The 12,796-nt window shown below is 64.8% G+C and carries 13 protein-coding genes; 7 read left to right on the top strand and 6 right to left on the bottom strand.

From position 1 onward, the window contains the following. Window positions 1-438 precede the first annotated feature (438 nt). A complete protein-coding gene (locus tag NKH19_RS27060) occupies window positions 439-927 on the bottom strand; it encodes a hypothetical protein (RefSeq protein WP_352872614.1) in 489 nt (162 codons plus the stop codon). A gap of 108 nt (window positions 928-1,035) precedes the next feature. Between NKH19_RS27060 and NKH19_RS27055 the strand changes: the two genes are divergently transcribed. Next, window positions 1,036-1,632, top strand: a complete 597-nt coding sequence (locus NKH19_RS27055) for a DUF922 domain-containing Zn-dependent protease (RefSeq protein ID WP_352872613.1) — start codon at window positions 1,036-1,038, stop codon at window positions 1,630-1,632. 196 nt (window positions 1,633-1,828) lie between these two features. Here the strand turns inward: NKH19_RS27055 and NKH19_RS27050 are convergent, their stop codons facing one another. Beyond that, window positions 1,829-2,887 (bottom strand): Gfo/Idh/MocA family protein, encoded by a 1,059-nt coding sequence (locus NKH19_RS27050; protein ID WP_352872612.1) that lies wholly within the window; start codon window positions 2,885-2,887, stop codon window positions 1,829-1,831. A gap of 46 nt (window positions 2,888-2,933) precedes the next feature. Further along, window positions 2,934-3,638, bottom strand: a complete 705-nt coding sequence (locus NKH19_RS27045; protein WP_027046408.1) for an SDR family oxidoreductase — start codon at window positions 3,636-3,638, stop codon at window positions 2,934-2,936. Between the two features lie 127 nt (window positions 3,639-3,765). Here NKH19_RS27045 and gcvA point away from each other — a divergent pair, with 127 nt between their 5' ends. Further along, window positions 3,766-4,665 (top strand): transcriptional regulator GcvA, encoded by a 900-nt coding sequence (gene gcvA / locus NKH19_RS27040; protein ID WP_352872611.1) that lies wholly within the window; start codon window positions 3,766-3,768, stop codon window positions 4,663-4,665. On the opposite strand, the gene NKH19_RS27035 is transcribed toward gcvA, so the two are convergent. Further along, the gene (locus NKH19_RS27035; RefSeq protein WP_352983117.1) at window positions 4,662-5,123 is read right to left on the bottom strand and encodes an Lrp/AsnC ligand binding domain-containing protein; all 462 of its coding nucleotides are present in this window, start codon (window positions 5,121-5,123) and stop codon (window positions 4,662-4,664) included. The two genes, gcvA and NKH19_RS27035, sit on opposite strands and share 4 nt — an antisense overlap. A 130-nt stretch (window positions 5,124-5,253) precedes the next feature. Between NKH19_RS27035 and NKH19_RS27030 the strand changes: the two genes are divergently transcribed. Continuing rightward, window positions 5,254-6,249, top strand: a complete 996-nt coding sequence (locus tag NKH19_RS27030; RefSeq protein ID WP_352872609.1) for an ornithine cyclodeaminase family protein — start codon at window positions 5,254-5,256, stop codon at window positions 6,247-6,249. Window positions 6,250-6,506: 257 nt separating this feature from the next. Here NKH19_RS27030 and NKH19_RS27025 read toward each other — a convergent pair whose 3' ends face one another. After that, window positions 6,507-6,980: a MarR family winged helix-turn-helix transcriptional regulator gene (locus NKH19_RS27025; RefSeq protein WP_352872608.1), complete on the bottom strand. Its 474-nt coding sequence runs from the start codon at window positions 6,978-6,980 to the stop codon at window positions 6,507-6,509. Window positions 6,981-7,105: 125 nt separating this feature from the next. On the opposite strand from NKH19_RS27025, the gene NKH19_RS27020 reads away from it, so the two are divergent. The 3 genes from NKH19_RS27020 to NKH19_RS27010 all read left to right on the top strand — a co-directional run bounded on the left by NKH19_RS27020 (window position 7,106) and on the right by NKH19_RS27010 (window position 9,831). After that, window positions 7,106-7,921 carry a p-hydroxycinnamoyl CoA hydratase/lyase gene (locus NKH19_RS27020; protein ID WP_352872606.1) on the top strand — a complete coding sequence of 272 codons (816 nt, stop codon included), beginning with the start codon at window positions 7,106-7,108 and terminating at the stop codon, window positions 7,919-7,921. A gap of 24 nt (window positions 7,922-7,945) precedes the next feature. Then, window positions 7,946-9,463: an AMP-binding protein gene (locus NKH19_RS27015; RefSeq protein WP_502911045.1), complete on the top strand. Its 1,518-nt coding sequence runs from the start codon at window positions 7,946-7,948 to the stop codon at window positions 9,461-9,463. A 173-nt stretch (window positions 9,464-9,636) separates the two neighbouring features. After that, window positions 9,637-9,831, top strand: a complete 195-nt coding sequence (locus NKH19_RS27010; protein WP_352872604.1) for a hypothetical protein — start codon at window positions 9,637-9,639, stop codon at window positions 9,829-9,831. Between the two features lie 52 nt (window positions 9,832-9,883). On the opposite strand, the gene NKH19_RS27005 is transcribed toward NKH19_RS27010, so the two are convergent. Next, window positions 9,884-11,980, bottom strand: a complete 2,097-nt coding sequence (locus NKH19_RS27005; RefSeq protein WP_352872603.1) for an EAL domain-containing protein — start codon at window positions 11,978-11,980, stop codon at window positions 9,884-9,886. Between the two features lie 232 nt (window positions 11,981-12,212). Here NKH19_RS27005 and NKH19_RS27000 point away from each other — a divergent pair, with 232 nt between their 5' ends. Next, window positions 12,213-12,662: an ester cyclase gene (locus tag NKH19_RS27000; protein ID WP_352872602.1), complete on the top strand. Its 450-nt coding sequence runs from the start codon at window positions 12,213-12,215 to the stop codon at window positions 12,660-12,662. The last annotated feature ends 134 nt before the right edge of the window (window positions 12,663-12,796 follow it).

Below are 12,796 nucleotides of genomic sequence, written 5' to 3'. Positions count from 1 at the left end.
ATATAGGTCAACTTGGCTGACCTATATCCTCTATTGTCCGCCAATTGAAGTGTGCCTGAAAGATTTCCCGCATGCGCCAGCCGCTGGCGCTCCGGAATCGCGCCGGGCATCACAAGGCTTTCTTGTAACCGAGATGGCTGCCGGTGAAGCCGAGGTCCTTGAAGGGATCGACATAACCCCGCGCCAGCGGCAACGAGGCGTCCTCGGCAAGGTACTTGAGTTGCCATCGGAATTACCGACCAACGCAGCGCCGCCCCTCATTGTCCTGCCGGACATTTCTCCCCGTTAGTGACGGGGAGAAATGGGCAGCTGCGATGTCGGCACTATTCCGCAACGCTGGCGATTGGCGAAGCCATCGATGACGGCGTCGTTCTCCCCGTCACCATACGGGGAGAAGATGCCGGCAGGCTGATGAGGGGCAGCGCAAGGGTCCAGGCCTCAATCCCCGTCCGAGGGCGCTGCCTTGCCGCACTGCGCCAGCACCTTGCCGATGGCAGCACTGGAGCCTTTCAGCAGAAAACTGGTCTGGCCGTATTTGGCCGCACCGACCGACACATCGCCCTTCCCGCGCAGCAGGTCCAGCAGCGGATCGGCTTTCGTCAAATTGACCACGAAGTAGTTGTACATGGCCTCTAACTGCAGCGTCCTGGTCACCGTCTTGCCGTCGGCCTTGAACTCGAACGAACCACTGATACCAGGCTCCAGCTGCTGGCCGGTGGCGCCGAGATCGTAGCTCAGCACCGGCGTGTCGAAACAGATCAGCATCAGATGCGCGTCGCCTTTCGGCCCGCCGCAGACCGAGGCGGTGAGCACGCTGCCGCCTTCGTCCTCCTCCATCTTGGCAGCCCAGCCGCCGCAGGAAGCGGCAAACGCCGGCTGCGCGGCGTGCAAGACCGCCACCGCACCGGCGATGATGAGATATTTCATGACTTCCCCCTCGCACATTTGCCGCCGCACCCGCCGGCATCCTATAGGAAAAGCCATCCGGTGGCATCGCCTGTTGCGGCGTCCGGCCCGATTGTGCGGAGAGCGGTGTTGAAAACCTGTGTTCGTCTGTGTCTGCCGCTGGTCGCCCTGCTGGCCTCACCGCTGGCCGCCCATGCCGACTGGAAGCCGGTCGAAAAGGTCGAGACGTACGCCATATCGGGCCAGTCCGGGCCGGAACTCTACCGCTCGATCGGCGACAACGGTCCGAAGCTCGGCATCACCCGCGCCATCGCCCACACCAATTTCAAGCTGACCTGGACCCGGGATTACCAAGCACGGGCCGGCGCCTGCGTGCTGGCGACGGCGCGGCCGAAGCTCATCATCACCTACACCTTGCCAAGCCCCTCGGCGCCGCTGCCGCCGGCCATCCAGAAGAACTGGGAGGTTTTCATCGCCGGTGTCAGCGCGCACGAGAAGGTGCATGGCGCTGATATCATCGACATGGTGCGCAAGATCGAGGCGGCGACCGTCGGCCTCAGCGTTGCCGACGATCCCAAATGCAGCAAGATCCGCACCGAGATGACCAGACGCCTGTCCGCCTTGTCACAAGCGCAGCGGCAGGCGAGCCGCGATTTCGACCGCGTCGAGTTCGGTCAGGGCGGCAACCTGCAAAAGCTCATTCTTGCTTTGGTGAATGGCGGCTGACGCGCGTGACCAAGGTGTTGCCAGCGAATTGAACCCTCGCTGTCGGGCTGCCGGCCGCCAAGATCCTCCATTTCGAGGAATGATCGAAAGGCGCAACCGTGGCCTGGGCTTTCTGGCCGACGTCTTTTGCTCTACGAAAGCCCCCTCTCCGGCCGCTTCGGGGCCACCTCTCCCCACTTCCGTGGGGCGAGGAACCTCAATGCGTATCCGCGCTCGCCCTCAGCTCCGCCCGCTTCTCGTCCGACAGCACAGCCAGATCCAGTACCTTCTGCAATTCGGCCGCATGGTGGAAGGACGGTTCGGCCTGCACGCCGGTTCGCACCGCATCGGCGAAACGCTGGTAGTTGGTCGGTACCGTGCCGGCGTCGAGCTCTTCCCATATGGCGTTCTCGACATTGTCGCCGACGCAGGCCTTGAGCGCCGAGCCGTCGAGATTGTGCACCACCTCGAGGCCGCCTTTGTCGCCATAGATGCGCAGGCGCAGCTCGTTGAGATGGCCTGATGCCCAGCGGCTGGCATGCACCACGCCGAAGGCACCATTGGAAAAATCCAGCGTCATGGCGAAGCTGTCGTTGGCGTCGAGCCCGTAGTCGCCGATGCGGTTGCCAGGTGCCTTGTCGAAGCTGCGCAGCCGGCAGAAGACATGGTCGATGTCGAGAGCCGCACCATAGCTGGCGAAATCGAGGATGTGGATGCCGACATCGCCGAGCACGCCGTTCGAGCCGTGGCCCCGCGACAGGCGCCAGAGCCATTTCGGATCGGTGCGCCAGTCGCCCCAGAATTTCGACACCAGCCAGCTTTGCAGATAGGACGCCTCAACATGCCTGACCGTGCCGATTTCGCCCGCCCGCACCATCTGGCGGGCCTTCTGCAGCGCGGCGACGTTGCGATAGGTGAGGTTCACCATGTTGACGATGCCGGCGGCCTCGGCGGCCTCGGCCATCTCGGTCGCCTTGCCGAAGTTTTCGGCCAGCGGCTTCTCGCACAGCACCGGCTTGCCGGCGGCGATCAGCGCCATGGTGGTCGGGTGGTGGATGCGGTCGGGCGTGACATTGGCCACCGCGTCGAAGGCACCCCATTTCAGCGCCTCCTCCAGCGAGGTGAAGCGGTTGGCGATCTTGAAGCTGTCGGCGAAGTCGCCGACGCGCGCCGGATCGACATCGACGGCGCCGACGATGTCGACGCCTTCGATGGCACTGAAGCGACGGGCATGTTCCTGCGCCATCCAGCCGGTGCCGAGTATCAAAAGCCGCATTTATTGCTCCCTGGAGATATCGGAACCCCCCGCCCGATCGACGCCCTCAAATAGCGCGGATGATGCCGCCGTCGACCCGGATGTTCTGGCCGGTGATGTAGCCGGCGCCTTCGGAGGCCAGGAAGGCGATAGTGGCGGCGATCTCTTCGGAGGTCCCGTAGCGCTGCATCGGTACGCTGTCGCGGCGCTCCTCGGTGGCCGGCAGGCTGTCGATCCAGCCGGGCAGGACGTTGTTCATGCGCACATTGTCGGCGGCATAAGTGTTGGAGAAGATCTTGGTGTAGGCGGCAAGCCCGGCGCGGAACACCGCCGAGGTCGGGAACATCGGGCTCGGCTCGACCACCCAGGCCGTCGAGATGTTGATGATGGCGCCGCCCTTCTGCTTGACCATCTGCGGTGCCACGATGCGCACCGGCCGGATGACGTTCAACAGATAGACATCCATGCCGGTGTGCCACTGCTCGTCCGTGATTTCGAGGATCGGCGCACGTGGCCCGTGGCCGCCGCTGTTGACCAGCACGTCGATGCGGCCATAGCGCTCGAGCGTCAGGTCGACCAGGCGCTGCAGATCGTCATTCGACTGGTTGGAGCCGGTGACGCCGAGCCCGCCCAGCTCCTTGGCCAGCGCCTCGCCCTTGCCGGACGAGGAAAGAATGGCGACCTTGAAGCCGTCCGCCGCCAGGCGCTTGGCCGCCGCCGCACCCATGCCGCTGCCGCCGGCCACGACCACAGCTACTTTTTCTACACTCATCGGGTTTTCCTTTTCGGGTTGGCGGGCACCGCAAGCGGTGTTTTCGGGAGTTGGGCGCTGATATAGCTGGTTTTCCGCACCGGTTCGAACCAGAATGCCTGAAAACAACCTGTAGAAAAACTCCTGCATGCCCGAAGCCTTCCTCAGCCTGCCGCCGTTGAACGCACTGCGCGCCTTCGAAGCCTCGGCGCGTCATCTCAACTTCCGCATCGCGGCCGAGGAGCTCAACGTCACGCAAGGAGCGGTGGCCCAGCACATTCGCGGGCTGGAGGCTGATCTCGGCACAAAACTGTTCGAGCGGCTGCCGCGCGGCTTGGCGCTGACCGATGAGGGCCGCGCCTATATCCCCAACATCCGCCGCGCCTTCGACCTGATCTCGGAGGCGACGCTGCTGCTTCGTCCCGAGCCGGCGCGGCTGGCGATCAGCGTGACGCCAAGCTTCGCCACCAAATGGCTGATCCCCAGGCTGCAGGATTTTGTGACGCACAATCCGCTGGTCGATCTGCGCGTCCTGGCCAGCGAAAGCCTGTCGAGCTTCCAGGCGGACGGCGTCGACATTGCGGTCAGGCAAGGCCGTCCGCCCTTCGGCGCCGGCCTGATCGTCGACCTGTTGTTTCCCCAGCAGATTGTCGCCGTCTGCAGCCCGGCCTTGCTTCCGGCAGGTGCGACCGAAATCGCCGCGGCTGAAATCCAGCATCACGTCCTGCTGCACGACGCGCACAATCTGTGGCCGGAATTCATGGAAAAAGCGGTCGGCCTGAAGATGACGACGGAGCTGAAACGCATGCGCTTCAACCAGACGGGCCTGGCTATCGACGCGGCCATCGCCGGCCAGGGCATAGCACTGGCCAGCCGCTTTCTCGTCGCCGCCGACCTCGCCGCCGGCCGGTTGGTCCAGCCCGTCAGCGGCGAAATGCGCGGCACGCAGGATTTTTATGTCGTGATGCCGAGAAAACAGCGGCACCCCGAGCCGACGCAAGCCGTGCGGCAATGGCTGCTGGATGCGGGGGAGCGGCCGCCGGTCTAGATCGGCAGCAAGGCGTCGGGCTTCACATTGGCGATCGAGGCGTAGGTGTGCGTCTCCCGCACCCCGGGAAGCGGCAGGATGACCCGCTGCAGAAAATCCTGGAACATCGCCATGTCGGCGATACGCGCCTTGACCAGATAGTCGAAACCGCCGACCACCATGTGGCACTCGATGATCTCGGGCGCCCGCAGAACAGCCTCCGCGAAGCGGTCGAAGACATGCGGTGCCGTGTGGTCGAGCCGCACCTCGATGAAGACGAGTTGTGCCTGCCCGATCCGGGCCGGGTCGAGGACGGCACGCACCGCGCGGAGGAACCCTTCGGCGAACAGCCGCTTGACACGCTGCGCCGCCCCGGTCGGCGACAGGCCGACTCGCCGTGCCAGATCGAGCGTCGTGCGGCGGCCGTCCTCCTGCAACAAACGCAGCAGCGAGCGGTCGATACGGTCGAGATTTTCCATTTCAGTATTCACACCTTTCGGCCTTCGAGGGCGTGATAGTCACGCCAAAATAGCAAAAACAGCATATTTTATCACGCTGCCAGATGGCAATACCGTTGACGGGCAACGCAACCCGATCAAGGCAAGACCCATGACATCAGCCCTATCGATTTCCCGCAGCGCCCAGGCCAAGGGCGACACGCCGGTGCTCATCCTGAACGAGGCCGAGGTGAAAACCTGCATCGACCCGCGCCAGCTTCTCGACGCCTTGGCCGACGGCTTCAAGGCGCTGTCCGGCGGCAAGGTGGCCAGTCCGGCACGGCCGCAGCTCGACATTCCGCAAGCCGGCTATTCGCTGTCTATGCCGGCCTGGATGGCGGGCATGCATCTGACGGTGAAGATCGTCAACGTGTTCGAGGGCAACATCGCCAAAGGTATCCCCAGTCACCTCGCCACCATCCATCTGTTCGACCCGCGGAGCGGCATGCCGGTCTGCATCATGGACGGCACTTATGTCACCGCCGTGCGTACCTCCGGCTCGGCCGTGCTCTCGGTGCGCGAACTTGCTCGCCGCGACGCCAAGGTCGCGACAGTCGTGGGGGCCGGCGTGCAGTCCGGCCAGCATCTCAATCTTCTTCCGCTGGTGCGCGACTTCGCCGAGATCCGTGTCGTCTCGAAGGAATTCGCGGATGCACAGGCGCTTGCCGCGCAGCACCCAGGTGTAGTCGCCGTCGCCGATATCGAGGCCGCGGTGCGCTCGTCGGACGTCGTCTGCCTGGCGACGCATTCCTATGCGCCGGTGATCTCGGCCGACTGGGTGCGGCCCGGCAGCCATGTCTCGTCGGTCGGCGTCGCACCGCCCGGCGGCGAACTGCCGGTCGAGCTTATCGGAAGGGCCAGCCTGTTCGTCGAGACCAGGGAGGCCTTTGCCCCGACACCGGTCGGCTCCTGCGAACTCGCCGGCCTCGATCCGCAAACCGGAACCGAGCTCGGCGAAATGCTGCTCGGGCTGCGACCGGGGCGGGTCGGCGCCGACCAGGTCACCGTCTACAAGGCCATGGGGGTCGCCATGGAAGATATGGTGGCCGCCGACCTCGCCTACCGCGAGGCGATACGGCGAGGAATGGGGCGGGTTGTTGAGCTGTAGGGTACTGCCCGCTTAATTGTCGAAGCCAGCGCCGCTCCTCATTTCCCTGCCGGGCATTTCTCGCCGTAGAACGGGGAGAAAGAAGCTCTTTCCGCAACGCTGGCGATTGGCGAAATCGGCCATGACAGCGTCCTCGTTCACGGGGAGAAGATGCCGGCCGCCAGACAAGGGGCGGCGCAATGTTCGGGCCAGACCGCAGGTATTTCAGAAACTTTCCACACTCCGGCTTGAGCGCTGGCACCAACCAGGCAGCCCGCTCAGTCTTCCTCGGTCCAGATCAGCCGCAACAGGCGCAGCAGCGTTGCTCGCTCCTTTTTCGTCAGCCTGTGCAGGAACCGGTCCTCGTGCCGGCGAACCTGTTGCCGCCATCCCGGCATCGCCTCCCTGGCGGCCTGCGTCAGGTTGAGCACCTGCACGCGTTTGTCCCCGGCATGATCGTCGCGCTCGACCAGCCCGCGTTCTTCCAGTTCGGAGAGCAGCGGCGCCATGTTGGCGCTCTTCATGCCGAGCAGGCGGCAGAGTTCGGCGGCGCGGATGCCGGGCTTCTCGTCGATCAGCGCCAGCATGCCGTAGGTGACCGGGCGCAGCGCCGCATCAGACAACTCGACGGCGAAATCGTTGAGCGCGAGCGCCGAGGCACGTCTGAGATTGTAGCCGATCTGCGCGTCCAGCGCGTCTTCGGCCTTTGCACTTGGCGCGCTGCGACCGGGGTGAAGTCGGGTATCATCCATGCTGCAACCGATCGCCGCGATCATAGCCCTTGTCAAGCGAAAAAGACTATGCGACATAGCAAACATAAAAGCTATGCCACATAGCAATTTATGCTGATGACAAAGCGGAACGGGAGGACATCACCATGACCGAAGAGACCGTAGCCTTCGACGTCGAGAACGGCATCGCCTGGGTGCGCTTCAACCGGCCGGACAAGCGCAACTGCATGAACCCGGCGCTCAACCGGAGAATGATGGAGGTTCTCGACGAGCTTGAATTCCGCGACGATGTCGGCGTGCTGGTGCTGTCCGGCGAGGGCAGCGCCTGGTCCGCGGGCATGGACCTCAAGGAATATTTTCGCGAGACCGAAGCCAAGGGCCTTGCCGCCATCCGCAAGGCGCAGTCTGAAGCGTATGGCTGGTGGCGGCGCTTGCGCTGGTATGGCAAGCCGACCATCGCCATGGTCAATGGCTGGTGTTTCGGCGGCGGCTATGGCCCGCTTTTTGCCTGCGATCTCGCCTTTGCAGCCGACGAGGCGCAGTTCGCTCTGTCCGAAATCAACTGGGGCATCCTGCCCGGCGGCGGCGCCACGAAGGTGGTGGTCGACCTCTTGTCGATGCGCGACGCCATGTACCACGCGCTGACCGGTGAGCTCATCGACGGCAGGAAGGCCGCGGCCTGGAAGCTGGTCAATGAAAGCCTGCCGCTGGCCGACCTCAAGGCGCGCGTCACCGAGGTTGCGAACGTCCTGCTGAAGAAAAACCCGATTGCCCTGAAGGCGACCAAGGACGCCATCCGCCGCGTCGCCGAGATGACCTACGACAACGCCGAGGATTATCTGGTACGGGCACAGGAGGCGGCCAATTCCCACGACAATGACGGCCGCAAGGAAGGCATCCGCCAGTTCATCGACGAGAAGAGCTACAAGCCGGGTCTCGGTGCCTACGACAAGGCGCGATAAACCACCGACGCAATCTGGGAGGAGATGCAAATGCCGGCCTGGACGACGCCAGATCCCGTGGCCCTGCACGCCGGGACGCAGCCGGATCGTCTTGCCTGTGTCGACCTGGCAACCGGCCGGCGCTGGACCTATGCGGCACTCGACGAAGCCATCCAGCGTGCTGTCGGCGTCCTCGAAACCGGCCATGGCATCGAACAGGGACAACGGATCGCCACGCTTGCCCGCAACAGTGCCGACCTGGCTATCCTGCAGCAGGCCGCGATGCGGCTCGGCGCCATCTTCATGCCGCTCAACTGGCGGCTCGCCAGAGCCGAACAGCAGGCGATCCTGGCCGATTGCGATCCGATCCTGCTGCTGCATGACACCGTCCTTGAAATGACGCTGCCCGAGGGCTGCACGCCAATCGAAGTCGCTGCCTTCGCGGCGGCGGTCGAGGAACACCCGCCCGCACCGCGCCGTCCCTTGCCGGCCAGCGATGCGCCGTCGATCATCCTCTACACTTCGGGCACATCCGGCCAGCCGAAAGGAGTTGTTATCACCGAGGCGAACGCCTTTGCCACCGCGGTCAATTTCGGCGTGCTGGGGCGGGTCGGCAATGCCAGCGTCTTCCTCTGCGACGCGCCGATGTTCCATGTCATCGGCCTCATCACCAGCCTGCGCCCGACGCTGCTGCAGGGCGGTACGGTGCTGATCTCGCCCAGCTTCGACGCCGGCGTCACCAACCGTCGTCTCGCCGATCCCACGCTTGGCGTCACCCATTATTTCTGCGTGCCGCGGATGGCCAGGATGCTGCGCGACCATCCCGATTTTGCGCCTTCGAATTGGACGTCGCTGACCGCCATCTTCACCGGCGGCGCGCCCAATCCCGCCGCCGACATCCTCTGGTGGCTGGCTCAAGGCGTGCGCATGGCCGACGGCTTCGGCATGACGGAAGCCGGCACGGTGCTTGGCATGCCGGTCGAGGCCGACCGCATCGCCGGCAAGGCGGGCGCGTCGGGCCTGGCTGGACCGACGATCGGCCTGCGCATCGTCGACGACGCTGGCCGTGACGTCGCTGCCGGCGAACCGGGCGAGATATGGCTGTCCGGCCCCAGCATCACACCTGGCTACTGGAACCGGCCGGAAGAGACGGCACGCGCCTTTACCGCCAACGGCTGGTTCCGTACCGGCGACATCGGGCGGCAGGATGAGGAAGGCTTCGTCACCCTCGTCGACCGCCGCAAGGACATGTTCATCTCCGGTGGGGAGAACGTCTATCCGGCCGAAATCGAGATGGTGCTGCTCGACCATCCCGACATTGCCGAGGCAGCGGTGATCGGCGTCGCCGACGAGCGTTGGGGCGAAGTCGGGCGCGCCTTTGTCGTGGTCAAGTCAGGTTGCGTGCTCGATCCGGCTGATCTGGCAAGCCACTGCGGCGCCCGCATCGCCCGCTACAAGGTGCCGAAAGAATTCCTGCTCACCGATGCGCTGCCGCGCACCGCATCCGGCAAGATCCAGAAACACATTTTGCGCGGCTGGACAGCACCGGCCGGCGGGCATTGAAGCTGCCGATCTCCCTCCTTGTGGGGAGATTGGCGGCGTCACCGGCCGCGCCCTCCCAAGGCCTCCTCTGCAACATTCGACGGCATTTGAATAAAACCCGCCTGTGGATATTTACCCCGCATTCCGCCAGGCCCGGCAAGATGGACATTAGGGCGGGATCATGGAGGGAACCATTGACCAGCGATTTTTCAGCCGCCCGCATCCACCTCGAACGTGCCTATCACTATCTGCAAGGCAATGACGAGACGAGCCGCGCTGCCTGTGACGCCCTGGATCTGTTGATCGAAGCGGTGGCGGAAGCACAGCACAGGCGACCCGAGGCTGGCGTGCTGGAGTTTCCGAAATCGACCGCGCGGCGAACCGCGTAGAATGTGTTGAGACTCAGGTCAGGCCGGCCGGCCTGACCTGAAACGCGGCGGATCACGAAGCCTTGCGGGCCACCACCACCACGGTCGCGCGCGAAACAATCTGCTCCAGCGGCTCTGGCCGATGCAGCAAGAATCCCTGGCCGTAGGCGACGCCCATGTCGCCCAGCATCGTCAGCGTGTCCTGCCGTTCGATCTTCTCGCCGACCACGTCGCAGCCGAGGCTGCGGGCGATGCTGGTGATGGCCAGCACGATTTCGCGGTCGAAGCGGCTTTGCGTGATGTGCTCGATGAAGGAACCGTCGATCTTGATCGTATCGACGGGGAAGCGCCTGAGATATTCGAACGAGCTCATGCCGGCGCCGAAATCGTCCAGGCTGACCCGGCAGTGCCGCTCGCGCGCCTTGCGCACGAACTGTTCGGCGGCGTCGAAATTGGTGACGGCGGCGGTTTCGGTAATCTCGAAGCCGATGCCCGAATGCGGCGCCCCGGTCTCCTCGATGACGCTGTCGACGAACGCCCACAGCTGCGGATCGCTCAGCGTCTGCGCCGACAGGTTGAAGCCGAGCGTCAGCGCGCCCGAGCGCAAGGCGGCACCATGCCGCGACAGCGCGGTGCGGATGATCCAGCGGTCGAGCCGCGACGCGATGCCGAAGCGCTCGGCCACCGGAATGAACTCACCGGGCGGCACCAGCCGGCCGTTGCGTGCGACGAGCCTGGCCAACACTTCGACATGGCGGCTTTCCTGCCAGGGCCGGCCCAGCAAATGGATTTCCTGGCCGAACAGTTTCAGCCGCCCGTCTTCCATGGCATCGACCGTGTCGGCGGCGACGCGTGCGGCATTCAGCCCGCCCGATCCTGCTTCCGCTGCCGCGGAGAACACCGCGAAACGGTTGCGTCCGGCAGCCTTGGCCGCGTAGCAGGCGTCGTCGGCGCAAGCGAGCGCGTCGGCCACCGTGATGTTGGCGTCGTCGACGAAGGCGATACCGATCGAGGCCGCCAGTTTGCGCGTCGACGCGGCCAGGCCGAGATCCGCCTCGCGCACCGCGCCAAGCACGGCAGTGGCGATCCTCTCGGCCAGCGCGGCATCGCAATACGGCACCAGCAGCGCGAATTCATCGCCGCCCAGCCGCGCCGCGTGCGCGCCCGGCGGAAGGCAGCCGCGGATACCGGCGGCAACGCTCTTCAGCGCCAGGTCGCCGGCGGCGTGGCCGGCAAAATCGTTCAGCGCCTTGAAGTAGTCGAGATCGACATAGAACACCGCCAGCGGCGCACCCGCCGCGATATGGTCGGCGAGCAGCCGGTCGAAGGCGGAGCGGTTACACAGACCGGTCAGCGCGTCGTGACGGGCGGCATAGGCGAGTTCCTGCTCGCGCAGCTTGTCCTCGGTGATGTCGCGCACCGTGCCGAGGATCTGGCCTGCGGCACCCGCGCCGGCGATGGAGCGCACCAGCGATTCGACATGCCGGACCTGGCCGTCCCGCCGGATGATACGGTATTGCGAGGCCGTGACACCGTCCGAGCCGGGCGGCGGCAGGTGAGCCTGCTCGGTGGCCTCCTTGTCGTCGGGATGCAGATAGCTGTGCCAGAGGTCGGCCGTCACCTCGTCGGTGTCGGCGACGAGGCCGAATATGTCCCTGGTGCGGGCGTCCCAATAGCTCCTGTTGGTGGCGATGTCATAGTGCCAGATGCCGGTGCCGCTGGCGGCGAGCGCCAGGCGGAAGCGCACATTGACCTGCTCGAGCTCGGCTTCGGCCGCCTTCTGCTTGGTGATGTCGGTCTGCACGCCCATCAGCCTGAGCGGTTTTCCGGTCGCGTCGCGCTCGACGACGCCGCCACGATCGAGCACCCACACCCAGTGGCCCTGCTTGTGCTTCAGCCGCAGCTCGGTCTCGATGGCATCGGTCTGTCCCGCAATGTGGCGGTCGCCGCTGGCCAGCGCCCGCTCGCGATCGTCGGGATGGGTCAGCCGCAGCCACAGGTCGCTGGTGTCGGCAAGCTCGCTCTCGTCATAGCCCAGCATCCCCGCCCAGGTCGCGGAATAGAAGCAGTCACCGGTGCGAAGATCCCAGTCCCAGACGCCGAGATGGGCGCGTTCCAAGGCCTTGACCCAGAACGTTCCATTGCGACTTTTCTTGTCCCGACCAGCCATCGTCTGTTTCGCTCATCCCCACCGCGGGGCAATCTGCGACAAAACCAGAGAAGAAAGCGTTACTTGGGCTGAGGCAGGCGGTTTCGTGCCTCCTGACCTGCCACCCCTGCCCTCCCGCCTTTCGATTGGCCGGCAAGAACCGGAGTTTTGCGCCCGCCGGATCGTCCTAGTCATGGCTCCAGGTCGTCGGCCAATCCGATGATCGCGTTGCAGAGACAAAGAGGACCTCCCAATGACCAGCCAAGAAGACAACAAGGCCGTCGTCGTCAGATGGTTCACCAACTTCTGGGGTGAAACATGCGATCTCTCAGTGGTCGACGACATCGCCGCGCCCGACATGCTGTTGAAATATTCGCTGCACGAGCCGCGCCGCGGCCGCGACGACATCAAGGCCTTCATGACCGACTTCCGCGCCGCCTTCCCGGACCTCAACTTCTGGGCCACGGCCGACCTGATTGCAGAGGGCGATTATGTCGTCGGCCAGTGGGAGGGCGGCGGCACGCACACCGGCCCGGCTTTCAGCGATTTCCTCGTGGGTTCGCTGCCCGCCGCCACCGGCCGCACCATGCGCTTCACCGGCATCACCGTGCTGAAGGTTGTCGACGGCAGGATCGTCGAGGAGATCGGCCTCGATGACGGCGTCGCCGCCCTCACCCAACTCGGCCTGATCAAGACCGCCTGATCGAACCGCATGATTGAACGTGGGGCCAACCCCCCCCCGCGCGGGGCCCCAATAGAACGTGATGGGTGCTTGTCGCCAAAAAAGCAGCGCCCCCGGGGCCATACCCGGCCGTGGCGGCGCCACAAAATAGGGAA

Origin of the sequence: Mesorhizobium sp. M1338 (assembly GCF_040318045.1) — a bacterium.
Classification (GTDB): domain Bacteria; phylum Pseudomonadota; class Alphaproteobacteria; order Rhizobiales; family Rhizobiaceae; genus Mesorhizobium.
The sequence above is the reverse complement of the archived record's forward strand: the minus strand, read 5'-3'. Positions and strand labels throughout refer to the sequence as shown.

Coding starts and splice junctions, on each gene's coding strand:
- NKH19_RS27015 (WP_502911045.1), top strand. CDS start 7,946: ATGCAAATGCCGGCCTGGACGACGCCAGATCCCGTGGCCCTGCACGCC.
- NKH19_RS27000 (WP_352872602.1), top strand. CDS start 12,213: ATGACCAGCCAAGAAGACAACAAGGCCGTCGTCGTCAGATGGTTCACC.
- NKH19_RS27045 (WP_027046408.1), bottom strand. CDS start 3,638: ATGAGTGTAGAAAAAGTAGCTGTGGTCGTGGCCGGCGGCAGCGGCATG.
- NKH19_RS27035 (WP_352983117.1), bottom strand. CDS start 5,123: ATGGAAAATCTCGACCGTATCGACCGCTCGCTGCTGCGTTTGTTGCAG.
- NKH19_RS27020 (WP_352872606.1), top strand. CDS start 7,106: ATGACCGAAGAGACCGTAGCCTTCGACGTCGAGAACGGCATCGCCTGG.
- NKH19_RS27060 (WP_352872614.1), bottom strand. CDS start 927: ATGAAATATCTCATCATCGCCGGTGCGGTGGCGGTCTTGCACGCCGCG.
- gcvA (WP_352872611.1), top strand. CDS start 3,766: ATGCCCGAAGCCTTCCTCAGCCTGCCGCCGTTGAACGCACTGCGCGCC.
- NKH19_RS27050 (WP_352872612.1), bottom strand. CDS start 2,887: ATGCGGCTTTTGATACTCGGCACCGGCTGGATGGCGCAGGAACATGCC.
- NKH19_RS27030 (WP_352872609.1), top strand. CDS start 5,254: ATGACATCAGCCCTATCGATTTCCCGCAGCGCCCAGGCCAAGGGCGAC.
- NKH19_RS27025 (WP_352872608.1), bottom strand. CDS start 6,980: ATGGATGATACCCGACTTCACCCCGGTCGCAGCGCGCCAAGTGCAAAG.
- NKH19_RS27005 (WP_352872603.1), bottom strand. CDS start 11,980: ATGGCTGGTCGGGACAAGAAAAGTCGCAATGGAACGTTCTGGGTCAAG.